Below are 11,948 nucleotides of genomic sequence, written 5' to 3'. Positions count from 1 at the left end.
ATCTCTGCGATCCGGTGACGAACCGTCGATCCTGCGGGTGAGGCGCCCGCGCCCCTGCCCGCCAGCCGCCCGCACATCCCCATCCGCCCCGCACACCGAAGGACCACCATGCTCTGGACCCTGATGCGCCGGTACCTCACGCCCGCCCTGGGCATGGTGCTGGCGGTGCTCGTCCTGCAGCTGGTCAGCACGCTGGCCACGCTGTACCTGCCGAGCCTGAACGCCCGGATCATCGACGAGGGTGTGGCCCAGGGGGACACCGGCCGGATCTGGCAGCTCGGCGGGGTCATGCTCGCCGTGGCCGCGGTGCAGGTGGTCGCGGCCGTCTCCGCCGTGTACTTCGGGGCGAAGGTCGCCATGGGCTTCGGCCGGGACCTGCGCCGCGCCGTCTACACCCGCGTGGACCGCTTCTCCGCGGAGGAGATGGGCCGGTTCGGCGCCGGCACGCTGATCACCCGCGGCACCAATGACGTCAACCAGGTCCAGATGCTCACGCTGATGGCGTTCAACTTCATGGTGACCGCCCCGATCATGGCGATCGGCGGCATCATCATGGCGATCCGCGAGGACGTCGGCCTGTCCTGGCTGGTCTGGGTGTCCGTGCCGGTGCTCATCCTGATCGTCGGCCTGATCGCCTCCCGCCTGATGCCGCTGTTCCAGCGGATGCAGACCAACATCGACACCATCAACACCACCCTGCGCGAGCAGATCGTGGGCATCCGCGTGGTCCGGGCGTTCGTGCGCGAGGAGCACGAGGCGGCCCGCTTCACAGAGGCCAACGCGGACATCACCGCCACCTCTGTGGCCATCGGCCGCCTGTTCGTCCTGCTGGGTCCGGTGATCACCATGGTCCTGCACCTGGCGACCGCCGCCGTGCTGTGGTTCGGCGCCGATCGCGTGGACGCCGGGCAGATCGAGGTCGGCTCCCTGACGGCGTTCATGCAGTACCTGCTGCAGATCCTGATGTCCGTCATGATGGGCACCTTCATGCTGATGATGCTGCCGCGCGCGGTGATCTCCGCCCGCCGCATCGGGGAGGTCCTGGACACCGAGCCGACCCTCCACGAGCCCGCCTCCCCGGTGACTCCGGCCGAGCGCCTCGGCCGCCTGGAGTTCCGGGACGTCACCTTCGCGTATCCGGGTGCCGACGCCCCGGTGCTGGACGGCGTCTCCTTCACCGTGGAGCCGGGCACCACCACCGCGATCGTCGGCTCCACCGGTGCCGGCAAGTCCACCCTGCTGGGCCTGGTCCCGCGCCTGTACGACGTCACCTCCGGTCAGGTCCTGATCGACGGCGTCGCCGTCACCGACCTCTCCCGCGCCGAGCTGACCGCCGCGCTCGGCTACGTCCCCCAGAAGCCGTACCTGTTCTCCGGCACGGTCGCCGAGAACATGCGCTTCGGTGCCCCTGACGCCACCGACGAGCAGATCTGGGAAGCCCTCGAGACCGCCCAGGCCGCGGACTTCGTCCGCGCCCGCACCACCGGCGAGGGCACGACGACGGTCACCGGCCTGGACTCGAACGTCTCCCAGGGCGGCACGGACGTCTCCGGCGGTCAGCGTCAGCGCCTCTCGATCGCCCGTGCGCTCGTGGCCGAACCGCGGATCCACCTGTTCGACGACTCCTTCTCCGCCCTGGACGTCACCACCGATGCCCGCCTCCGGGCGGCGCTGGAGGAGCGGTTCGGGGGCACCACGCGTGTGGTGGTGGCCCAGCGCGTGGCCACCATCACCGGGGCGGACCAGATCCTCGTGCTGGAGAAGGGGCGTATCGTCGGCCGCGGCACCCATGCGGAGCTGCTGGCCGGGAACGAGACCTACCGCGAGATCGTGGACTCCCAGGTCCGTGAGGAGGAGCTGGCATGAGCGAGAAGAAGGCGACCGCGGAGCTGACCGACGAGGAGATCGTCGGCCTCCAGGAGTCCGGCGCCGGCGGCGACCACGGCGGCCCGCCCCGGAGGGCGAAGGCGTTCTGGCCCTCGGCCAAGCGGCTGCTGGGGCTGTTCCGCACCGAGCGCCTCGGCCTGGTCCTGGTGTTCGGCATGGTCCTGGTGGCCGTGGTGCTCAACGTCTGGGCCCCGCACGTGCTCGGCAAGGCCATGGACGCGATCTTCGGCGGCCTGATCTCCGGGCAGATGCCGGCGGGGACCAGCCGTGAGCAGGTCATCGCCGGGATGCGCGCCCAGGGGCAGGACCAGGCCGCGGAGATGCTCTCCGGCATGGACTTCGTCCCCGGCCAGGGCATCGACTTCGATCACCTGGGGCGGCTGATCCTCATCGTGCTGGGCATGTACGTGGTGGCGCAGACCTTCATGTGGCTGCAGGGCCGGGTGCTCAACGACCTGGTGATGCGGATCGTCTACCGCCTGCGCCAGGACATCGAGGCCAAGCTCAACCGCCTGCCGCTGTCCCACTTCGACACCCGCCAGCGCGGCGACCTGATCTCCCGCACCACCAACGACGTGGACAACGTGCAGCAGGCCATGCAGCAGGCGTTCTCCAGCCTGTTCCTGTCCGTGCTGACCGTCATCGGCATCGTCGGCATGATGTTCTGGCTGTCCTGGCAGCTGGCCCTGATCGCCCTGATCGCCCTGCCGGTGGCCGGCGTGGTGGTCGGCGTGATCGGCAAGCGCTCTCAGCAGCTGTTCACCGCCCAGTGGCGGGAGACCGGCCGCCTCAACGGGCACATCGAGGAGTCCTTCACCGGACACGAGCTCGTCACCGTGTTCGGCCGGCAGGAGGACATGGCCGCCCGCTTCGACGAGCGAAACGAGGCCATGTACGAGGCCTCGTTCAAGGCCCAGTTCTTCTCCGGCATGATCATGCCGATCATGCAGTGGGTGAACTGGCTCGGCTATGTGGGCATCGCCGTGGTCGGCGGTCTGCGCGTGGCCAACGGCCAGATGACCCTCGGCGCCGTGACCGCCTTCATCCAGTACTCCCGTGAGTTCAACCAGCCCCTCGGCCAGGTCGCCGGCATGGCCAACATGCTCATCTCCGGCGTCGCCTCCGCCGAACGCATCTTCGAGCTCCTGGACGAGCCGGAGGAGACCGAGGACGCCCTCCACGCCGACCCTTCCGATCAGGCAGGCGGACGGGGAGAGGCGGGTGCCGTCGTCGGGAAGCCGGTGGAGGTACAGGCGGGAGGCGACCGTCCGACGAACGACAGCGGCCTGGAACGTGACGGTTTCCCGAACGAAAGCGGCCTGGAACGCGACGGATTCCCGAACGAAAGCGGGGAGGGGGTGCGTGGGCGCGTGGAGTTCGAGCACGTCGCGTTCTCCTACACGCCCCAGAAGCCGCTGATCCGGGACCTGAACCTGGTGGCCGAGCCGGGGCAGACCGTCGCGATCGTCGGCCCGACCGGCGCCGGCAAGACCACCCTGGTGAACCTGCTCATGCGGTTCTACGACGTGGACGGCGGACGCATCCTGCTGGACGGGCAGGACATCGCGGGCATGCCGCGCCGGCAGCTGCGCGCCCGCACCGGCATGGTGCTCCAGGACGCCGTGCTGTTCGGCGGCACCATCCGCGAGAACATCCGCTACGGCCGCCTCGACGCCACGGACGACGAGGTGCTCGAGGCAGCGAAGGCCACCTATGTGGACCGCTTCGTGCACACGCTGCCGGACGGGTATGACACGGTGATCGAGCAGGACGCGGCCAACGTGTCCGCCGGCGAACGCCAGCTGATCACCATCGCCCGTGCGTTCCTGGCCCAGCCGGACCTGCTGATCCTGGACGAGGCGACCTCCTCCGTGGACACCCGCACCGAGGTGCTCGTCCAGGAGGCCATGGCGGCGCTGCGCTCGAACCGGACGTCCTTCGTGATCGCGCACCGGCTCAGCACCATCCGCGACGCGGACGTGATCCTGGTGATGGAGCACGGCGACATCGTGGAGCAGGGTTCGCACGAGCAGCTGCTCGCCGCCGGCGGGGCCTACGCGCGGCTGTACCGCAGCCAGTTCCAAGGCGCCGCCGTGGACGGGGCCGAGGACGAGGTCGGTGCGCCGGCCGCAGGCCCGGGCGTAGGTACGCCGGCCGCCGGCCCGAGCGCCGCGATGCCGCCGAGCTGACGGGCCCGCGACCCCGGGGGCGCCGAGCCAGAGACTTCGGCCCCTTCGCGGCGGGCTGAAGGGGCCGATTTTTCTGGCTCGGCGCAGCGGGGGTGGGACAGTCCGGCGCAGCGGGGGTGGGACAGTCCGGCGCAGCGGGGGTGGGACAGCCCGGCCCACAGGTTCGCATGGAGACCCGCGGACGCCCACAATGATCCGATGAGTCCGCACACCGCACCGATCCCGCTCGTGCCCGAGCCCGGAGCCCCCGGCACCGCCGACGGGCTGCCCGCCGCCGCGCCCGGCCTGCCTCCGGTGTCCCAGCGACCCCGACGACTGCGCCGCATCCGCCCCGGGCGCACGGCGGTCGGCGTGCTCATGGTGCTCAGCGCCTGCCTGTCCCTGCAGCTCGGCGCGTCCCTGGCCATCGGCCTGTTCCCGACCTTCGGCCCGTGGGGCACCACCGTGCTGCGCGTGGGCGTGGCCGCGCTCGTCCTGCTGGCCCTCGTGCGCCCTCCGCTGCGGACCTGGACCAGAGCCCAGTGGGGCGCCGTCCTGCTCCTGGGCGCCGCCTTCGCCGGCATGAACGGCTTCTTCTACGCGGCCATCGACCGCATCCCGCTGGGCATCGCCGTGACCATCGAGTTCCTCGGCCCGCTCGCCGTGGCCGCCGCCCTGAGCCGACGCCTGCGCGATGTGCTCTGGGTGGTGCTGGCCTTCGCCGGGATCGTCCTGTTCCTGGTGCAGAACCTCGTCCTCCGCCCCGCCGGAGACACCGGCCCGCTGGACCTGACCGGCGTGTGGCTCGTGCTGGTGGCGGCGTTCTCCTGGGGCCTGTACATCGTGGCGGGCCAACGCGTCGGCCGGCTCGTGCCCGGCACCGGGGGACTGGCGGCGGCCATGGCCGTTGCCACCTGCATGGTCCTGCCCGTGGGCCTGCCGGAGCTCGCGCGCGCCACACAGATCACGCCGGGGCACGTCCTCGGGGCGCTCGGCACCGGCCTGTTCGCCTCCCTGCTGCCCTACCTGCTGGAGTTCCACGCCCTGAAGCGGCTGCGCAGCGCGGTGTTCGGCGTGCTCGTCTCGGTGGAGCCGGCCATCGCCACGGCGGTCGGGTTCCTCGTCCTCGGCCAGGCCGTGGGCGTCTGGGCGATGCTGGCGATGGTCCTGGTGATCTCCGCGAGCGTCGGCACCACGCTTAGCAAGGAGGCCGAGAGCCCGCGTCACCAGCTCGAGGACGAGGCCGCAGGCACTACCCCAGAGGGTGTCTGAGACGGTGCCTGCCAGGGCACCCCACGGGGAAGCGGCCGGTCAGGCGGACGGACGGGGCCGTCGTCGGGAAGCCGGACTCAGGCGGTGACGAACTCCCACTGGTGGCCGTCCGGGTCGACGATCTCGCGGGAGTGCATGCCCGTCTCGGTCATGTCCTCGACCATGTCCTCCGGCAGTGCGACCTCGGAGGCGCCCAGCTCGAGGGCACGGTCCGCGAGGTTGTCCACGGCGGCGTGGTCCCCGGCGATCAGGGACATCAGGGAGGAGTTCGTGGTGATGCAGTCCGCGATCTCCCGCTCGCCGATGTAGTCCGTGTAGGAGCCGGGCGTCATGTACATGACGTACGTGGAGTCGGTGAGCTCGACGCACACCGTGTCGTCGTCCGAGAAGTCCTCCAGGATGTCCGCGCCGAGGGCGGTCCAGAACTCGCGGATGCGCTCGGTGTCGGTGGTGGGGAGGTTCAGGAAGACCGGCTGTGAGAACAAGGCCATGCCGGAGAAGGTAGTCAAGTCCGCGCGACCGCGGCAAACGGTGACGACGCACTGTGACCGGCATCATTGCGCGGCCGGGCGGTGGCTCTGGGCGGTGGCTCCAGGCACAGGCTAAGCGGCCAGGGCGGCGACCCCTCGACGGTTGGTAGCGTTGCCGCCATGACGAACACCCCCGCAGGGTGGCCTCCGCAGGGGTGGCCGCAGAAGCCTGCCGCACAGCGCATGGACCCGGCCCGCTGGGCCCCGGGGAGGTTCCACTGGGGCGACGCCCTCGTGGTGGTCGCCTACGTGGCCCTAATGCTGCTGGGCGCCGGCGGCCTGCTGGCCATGGCCCTGGGCTGGGTGGACCCGGTGGACGGCGAGTTCTCCGTGCTGGACATGTTCACCATGAACCTCGTCAGCTACGTGATCATCACCGCGATCGTGGCCGTGGTGGCCTGGCGCCCGTTCGTCCGCTCGCTGGGCGTCTTCCGGCACGGCACCTGGTGGAAGCTGGCGCTGCTGCCGGCCACGTGGCTCGCCTGCATCATCGTGAACGTGCTGCTGCTGAGCCTGATCGGCCGGGCCGCGCAGTCGGCGAACCAGGCGTCCCTGGAGCAGATGTCCACCGCAGCCCCGCCGCTGCCCATGGTGCTGATGACCGTGGTGATGGCGCCGCTGGTGGAGGAGTACCTGTTCCGGCACCTGCTGATCGGCAAGCTCTCCCGCTACCTGAACGTGTGGATCTGCGCCGCGATCTCGATCGTCACCTTCGTCCTGCTGCACTTCGCCGGCACCGGCGGGCAGTTCGACCTGGTGGAGACGGTCCCGTACCTGACGCTGGCCGTCGCCATCACGGTCTCCTACATCCTCATGGGCCGCTCCTTCGCCTACGCGGTGCTGCTGCACATGGTGAACAACGGCATCGCCGTGGCCGTGCTGTACCTGGTGATGCCGCACATGCCGGACGTCTCGGACCTGCAGCCCAGTGCGCTCGTCCCCTACCTGTCCCTGCTCGGCCTGTGAACGCCCCGAACCACGACGACGGCCGCCCGGCCGAGCCGTCCGCCTCGCCGGGGCGCGGGGCCGGGTCGTCCGGCCGCGGTGCCCCGGAGGGCGCCGGGGAGCCGCAGGCGTCCGTGGACGGCGCGCCGCAGGGCGGGGGTGAGGCCCGGACGGACGTGACCGAGGGCCTCGGCCGCCGCATCCTGGCGCTGGCCGTGCCGGCGCTCGGGGCGCTGATCGCCGAGCCGCTGTTCCTGCTTGCGGACACCGCGATCGTCGGTCACCTGGGCACCGCGCAGCTCGCCGGTGTGGGCCTGGGGACCACCGTCCTGCACACGGCCACCGGCCTGCTGATCTTCCTCGCCTACGCCACCCCCCCGGCCGTCGCCCGGCTGACCGGCGCGGGCCGGGGGGACGAGGCGATGGCCCGCGGCCGGGACGGCATGTGGCTCGGCGTGCTCATCGGCGTGGTGCTCGCGGTGGCCGGCTGGTTCGCCGCCCCGTGGCTGGTGGGTGCCCTCGGCGGCAGCGGGGAAGTGCAGGAGCACGCGGTGGCGTACCTGCGCTGGTCCATGCCCGGCATCCCGGCCCTGCTGGCGGTGCTCGCGGCCACCGGGGTGCTGCGCGGCCTCCAGGACACCAGGACCCCGCTGGTGGTGGCCGCCGCCGGCTTCGGTGTGAACATCGTCCTGAACTGGGCGCTCGTCTACGGGGCCGGACTGGGGGTGGCCGGTTCGGCAATCGGCACCTCTGTGGTCCAGTGGGCCATGCTGGTCACCTACCTGCTGGTGCTGGCGCCGCGCTTCCGGGCCGCCGAGACCGGCTGGGTTCCCTCCGGTGCCGGCATGCGGGCGACGGCCCAGGTGGGCTCTTGGCTGCTGCTGCGCACCGCCAGCCTCCGCCTGGCGATCCTGCTCACCGTGCTGGTGGCCACCAGTGCCGGGGACGAGGTCCTCGCCGCCCACCAGCTCGTGTTCACCCTGTTCTCCACGCTCGCCTTCGCCCTGGACGCCCTGGCGATCGCCGCGCAGGCGCTCATCGGCCATGAGCTCGGCCGCGGGGACGTGCGCACCGCCCGGGAGCTGACCCGGGTGATGGTCCGGTGGTCTCTCTGGTTCGGCGTCATCACCGGGATCCTGCTGGGCGGGCTCGCCTGGGTGCTGCCGCCGCTGTTCACCGGCGAGCCGGGCGTGCAGGCGGCGGCCACCGCCGGGCTGCTGGTGCTGGCGCTGAGCCAGCCGCTGGCCGGCTACGTGTTCGTGCTGGACGGCGTGCTCATCGGCGCCGGCGACGCGCGCTACCTGGCCCTGGCCGGCGTGGTGAACGTGGCGGTCTACGCCCCGGTGCTCTGGGTGATCGCGCAGGTGGCCGCCGGGGGACTGGGCTGGGCCGTGGACTGGTCCGACCCTTCGGCGAACGTCCCTGCCGCGCCGGAGCAGCTGGCGATGCTCTGGGTGGGCTTCGGCTTCGTCTACATGGGCATGCGTGCCCTCACTCTGGGCCTGCGCTCCCGCTCCGACGCCTGGATGCGCGCCGGGGCGTGAGCGCGTCCGCCACCGGCGCGAGGTGGGCAGGCGCGACGTGGGCGGCCGCCAGGTGGGCGGGCGCGAGGTGGGCGGGCGTGACGTGGGCGGGCGCGAAGTGGGGAAAAGACACGGTCACGTTCTGCGATCTCAACGCCGTGTTATATCCCCAAAACGCGGCGTGGCTGCTGGCCTAGACTTGTCGGGTGCCTGCCGTGACCAAGACCCCTGTGGACGTCGCCGACGTCATGTCCAAGCCCGTCCTGATCCGCGCCGGCGTGGCGCTGATCTTCGGCCTCACCACCGTGTTCGTGCAGGAGCCGGGCACGATGTGGATGAAGATCTCCCTGGCGCTCTACCTCGTCTTCTCCGGCTCCGCGATGTGGGAGTACCTGCGCCGCGACCCCGTCCCGGAGGCCATGCGCTCCCCGCTGTCCATGGCCGCCGCGGCCTGGATGCTCGGCACCATCGTCCTGTTCTTCTTCTCCACCCCGGCCGGCGTCGGCATCACCGCCGGCGCGGCCCTGCTGCTGGGCGGCGTCGCCGAGCTCGTCGCCGGGTTCAGGCACCGCCGCGAGTTCGCCCCGGCCCGAGACCAGCTGATCACCGGCGCGGTCGGCGTCGGCTCGGGCATCGGCCTGTTCCTCGGCTCCGGGCTGAACCAGCACGCCCAGCTCGGCATCGCCGGCGGCGGCGCCCTCATCCTCGGCGTCATGATGGCGGTCTCCGGCGTCGGCATGTACCTCGACGTCCGCAAGGCCGCGCAGACCGACGCCTGACAGCGTCAGGCGCGGGCCCGTCGTCGTTCCCCCTTCCGCCCTCCGCAAACCCCTCGGCGCCGTCTGCGCGCCCCGCGTAGACTGGGGCGCGCCTGCCCGACGACGGCCCCGTGCCGGGTGCGTCCGTCCCACCGCAGGCGTGAGCCGGTCCCGAAACCAGTCAGGAGCGTCCCGAAGTGAGCGCACAGTCCTCCCGTTCCCCACGCAGCCAGGATTCCCGTGGCGGCCAGAAGCGCGGAGGCCTGAAGGACACCGTCAAGGCGCCGCTGATCTTCTCGGCGGCCCTGGGCCTGGTCGGCGGCATCGTCGCGGCGATCACCGCCTCCGGCGGCACCTCCAAGCCGCTGCGCATCGACGTCGGGCTGATCGCCTTCGGCGTGTTCTTCGTGGTCTCCCTCGTGGTGGTGGCCATGCTCCAGCTCGCCGCCCGCGAGAACCCCGAGCACCTCTCCCAGGGCTCCGGTGTGAACCGCTCTTCGGCCGAGATGCACCAGAAGGCTGTGGACGCCCGCCGCGCCCGTGAGCGCGCCCAGCGGGAGGGGCGGGACGGCACCGGCTAGGGCGTGTTGCTAAAGGAGCCGGGGACGTGGATGCACGAGTCGGGGGTCATGTCGCGTGATGTCATCTCGGACGAGCTCTGGGCCGTGATCGGCCCGCTGTTCCCCGCGCCGAAGTCCACCGGTCGGCCGCCGGTGGATCGGCGCGCGATGGTCGAGGCCACCGCGTGGCGTTTCCGCACCGGAGCTGCCTGGCGGGATCTGCCCGAGCGGTTCGGGAACTGGAACACGATCTACAAGAACTTCAACCGGTGGGCCGCCCAAGGTGTGTGGGAGCGCGTGCTCGAGCGTACTCAGTCCATGGCACAGCAGGCTGGCGAGCTGGATTGGGTGGCCTCGATCGATTCCACGATCGTGCGCGTCCACCAGCACGGGGCGACCCTGCCCCGCCCCACAGGGGGCCTGGATGAACTACAAGAAATCAACGGACGAGCCGGCTGATCATGCCATCGGTCGCTCCCGCGGCGGTCTGACGACGAAGTCTCATCTGGTCTGTGACGGCAAGGGCAGGGTGCTGGCGTTCGTGGTGACCGGCGGGCAGGTCGCTTCACACCTCGATGCTGGCCACCACGCTGGAGCAGATCAGCGTTGCCGGTGCCCGTGGGCGGCCCCGGACACGGCCTGACCGCCTGATTGCGGACAAGGGCTACCCCTGGAAGGCGAACCGGGCCTGGCTGCGCCGGCATGGCATCGCGGCCACGATCCCGGAGCGAGCGGATCAGATCACGCACCGGCGCCGCCGCTACCGGGGACGCAATGTCGTGCAGCGGTGCTTCAACCGGCTCAAGCAGTGGCGAGGGATCGCGATGCGCTCGGACAAGTACGCCCGGAACTATCACGCCGGGCTCAGTCTCGCAGCGGCACTGCATTGGCTGGCTGACATCCTTTAGCAACACGCCCTAGTGGCGTGGTTCTCAGCTATGGGGCTAGCATGGGGTGAACATCACGAACGCGGGCCAGCGAGCGACGTCGGCAGCGTGACCGCGGAGACGGGTGTATTTCCTATCTTTTCTATGCCCCAAAGGATGGCTGGCATGAAGAATATTTTTCGTCCGGCAGTTGCTCTCATTGCCGCTGCAACCCTAATCCCGACTCTTACGGCCGCAGCTCCTCCACCCGGCTATCCATCCCGCCAGATCATGGGATATGCAACCGACACTTATGGAGCTTCTATTCCAATTAGACTGGGGTTCTATGATTCAGATGCCGACCGAGGATTTGGGAAGGACAAGGCTTATTACAAACACAATATTCGAAGTGTGAGTTCGATCCAGTTTGTTATCCGCAGTACAAACGCTGAAAAGCAGGGGACACAGAGGGTCTACCATGCTTGGGCGATCAAGAAGCGATGTGTTCGCGGGGTTTGCTGGGCAGAAAAGCAGATCAAGATACGCGGGGTCGCCGAAACCGCATATAAGAGTGTCTACTACAACCAGACTGTTGGCGGCAGGCTGGGTTCTATGACTACCTACTGCGAAGGAACAAAGTGGTGCCCGGATTGGGTTGACTATGCCTTGTCGGGAGGGGGTTCTACGACAGCGAGCGTAGATAGAGATTCTACTTCAGGCACGGATGATTCCGCCTCCATCGCGCAGAAGCTTAAGAGTGGCGAAGGTGAAGTGGAGTTCTACGAGCTGACTTATAGTGAACCGGGAGCCCCCGTCAAGGAAACATGTGATGAGGTTGTCAATCGCATCAAAAAGGACAACCGCTCGAGTTTTATTCAGGATTAGAAAGTGGCATCATGAAAGCGGTGAAATCAGCATATTCCGATGAATATAACTGAAGATTTCGAACGACAACTAAGGCCTGTCCATCTAAATGATCCAAGTGCCCGAATCCTGAGAGTAGAACTCGATAGCTCAGGAAGAGTGACTATGGTCATTGAGAGGGTGGCGAATATGGAGACTTTTGTAGTCGCTATAGAAGAGGACTTCATCAATCGTGTCTCGGAATACGAATCGTTCTCCGCGTTTGTCATTGATATGCTAAATACGCGCATCTTTGAGCCTAATGGCAAGGGCGCGCCTCCCAATGGCAGTGAGAATGAAAAGGTTAGATCCAAATATCCAAACGCGACATGGTTTAGAATATGACAGCCTCTCCTCCAATGGGTATATTTCTGCCCCATCTTGAGGCGATTCCCCATTCTGCCCATGGGTGTGAGGCCATCTCTTAGGGCGTGTTACTAAAGGATGGTCGCGAGCCAGTGCAGTGTCGCTGCGAGACTGAGCCCGGCGTGATAGTTCCGGGCGTACTTGTTGTAGGAGGGCATGACGTTGTTGAC

Annotated in this window: 10 protein-coding genes and 1 pseudogene; 10 read left to right on the top strand and 1 reads right to left on the bottom strand. The window is 68.8% G+C overall.

Annotated features, from left to right (window positions below; genetic code table 11):
- The first annotated feature begins 108 nt into the window (after positions 1-108).
- From HMPREF2863_RS08300 to HMPREF2863_RS08290, 3 genes are all read left to right on the top strand, one after another.
- The gene (locus HMPREF2863_RS08300; RefSeq protein WP_070639402.1) at positions 109-1,866 is read left to right on the top strand and encodes an ABC transporter ATP-binding protein; all 1,758 of its coding nucleotides are present in this window, start codon (positions 109-111) and stop codon (positions 1,864-1,866) included.
- Complete coding sequence (locus tag HMPREF2863_RS08295) at positions 1,863-4,076, top strand: ABC transporter ATP-binding protein (RefSeq protein WP_070639400.1); 2,214 nt, start codon at positions 1,863-1,865, stop codon at positions 4,074-4,076. Before HMPREF2863_RS08300 ends, HMPREF2863_RS08295 begins: the two co-directional genes overlap by 4 nt.
- Before the next feature lie 198 nt (positions 4,077-4,274).
- Entirely contained in the window at positions 4,275-5,327 is a 1,053-nt protein-coding gene (locus tag HMPREF2863_RS08290) for an EamA family transporter (RefSeq protein ID WP_083315326.1), read from the top strand.
- A 77-nt stretch (positions 5,328-5,404) separates the two neighbouring features.
- Here the strand turns inward: HMPREF2863_RS08290 and HMPREF2863_RS08285 are convergent, their stop codons facing one another.
- Entirely contained in the window at positions 5,405-5,818 is a 414-nt protein-coding gene (locus tag HMPREF2863_RS08285) for a VOC family protein (RefSeq protein WP_067190374.1), read from the bottom strand.
- Between the two features lie 159 nt (positions 5,819-5,977).
- On the opposite strand from HMPREF2863_RS08285, the gene HMPREF2863_RS08280 reads away from it, so the two are divergent.
- The 7 genes and pseudogenes from HMPREF2863_RS08280 (at position 5,978) to HMPREF2863_RS11860 (ending at position 11,757) form a co-directional block, all read left to right on the top strand.
- Positions 5,978-6,823: a CPBP family intramembrane glutamic endopeptidase gene (locus HMPREF2863_RS08280; protein ID WP_070639398.1), complete on the top strand. Its 846-nt coding sequence runs from the start codon at positions 5,978-5,980 to the stop codon at positions 6,821-6,823.
- 113 nt (positions 6,824-6,936) lie between these two features.
- A complete protein-coding gene (locus HMPREF2863_RS08275; RefSeq protein ID WP_070639631.1) occupies positions 6,937-8,346 on the top strand; it encodes an MATE family efflux transporter in 1,410 nt (469 codons plus the stop codon).
- Between the two features lie 185 nt (positions 8,347-8,531).
- Positions 8,532-9,104 (top strand): hypothetical protein, encoded by a 573-nt coding sequence (locus HMPREF2863_RS08270; RefSeq protein WP_245232133.1) that lies wholly within the window; start codon positions 8,532-8,534, stop codon positions 9,102-9,104.
- Between the two features lie 176 nt (positions 9,105-9,280).
- On the top strand, positions 9,281-9,664 hold the full coding sequence (locus tag HMPREF2863_RS08265; RefSeq protein WP_070639396.1) for a hypothetical protein: 384 nt from the start codon (positions 9,281-9,283) through the stop codon (positions 9,662-9,664).
- Between the two features lie 30 nt (positions 9,665-9,694).
- Positions 9,695-10,551 (top strand): annotated as a pseudogene (locus tag HMPREF2863_RS11575) (IS5 family transposase).
- A gap of 144 nt (positions 10,552-10,695) precedes the next feature.
- Positions 10,696-11,394, top strand: coding sequence for a hypothetical protein (locus HMPREF2863_RS11865; protein WP_141756398.1), 699 nt, complete (start codon positions 10,696-10,698; stop codon positions 11,392-11,394).
- Positions 11,395-11,532: 138 nt separating this feature from the next.
- Positions 11,533-11,757: a hypothetical protein gene (locus HMPREF2863_RS11860; RefSeq protein ID WP_141756397.1), complete on the top strand. Its 225-nt coding sequence runs from the start codon at positions 11,533-11,535 to the stop codon at positions 11,755-11,757.
- Positions 11,758-11,948 lie beyond the last annotated feature (191 nt).

It is taken from the genome of Micrococcus sp. HMSC067E09, assembly GCF_001812555.1.
Lineage (GTDB): Bacteria > Actinomycetota > Actinomycetes > Actinomycetales > Micrococcaceae > Micrococcus > Micrococcus lylae.
The sequence above is the reverse complement of the archived record's forward strand: the minus strand, read 5'-3'. Positions and strand labels throughout refer to the sequence as shown.

What these genes read in the sequence shown, in the direction of transcription:
- HMPREF2863_RS08285 (WP_067190374.1), bottom strand. Translation starts at nt 5,818, where the DNA reads ATGGCCTTGTTCTCACAGCCGGTCTTCCTGAACCTCCCCACCACCGAC.
- HMPREF2863_RS08280 (WP_070639398.1), top strand. Translation starts at nt 5,978, where the DNA reads ATGACGAACACCCCCGCAGGGTGGCCTCCGCAGGGGTGGCCGCAGAAG.
- HMPREF2863_RS08290 (WP_083315326.1), top strand. Translation starts at nt 4,275, where the DNA reads ATGAGTCCGCACACCGCACCGATCCCGCTCGTGCCCGAGCCCGGAGCC.
- HMPREF2863_RS08300 (WP_070639402.1), top strand. Translation starts at nt 109, where the DNA reads ATGCTCTGGACCCTGATGCGCCGGTACCTCACGCCCGCCCTGGGCATG.
- HMPREF2863_RS08295 (WP_070639400.1), top strand. Translation starts at nt 1,863, where the DNA reads ATGAGCGAGAAGAAGGCGACCGCGGAGCTGACCGACGAGGAGATCGTC.
- HMPREF2863_RS11865 (WP_141756398.1), top strand. Translation starts at nt 10,696, where the DNA reads ATGAAGAATATTTTTCGTCCGGCAGTTGCTCTCATTGCCGCTGCAACC.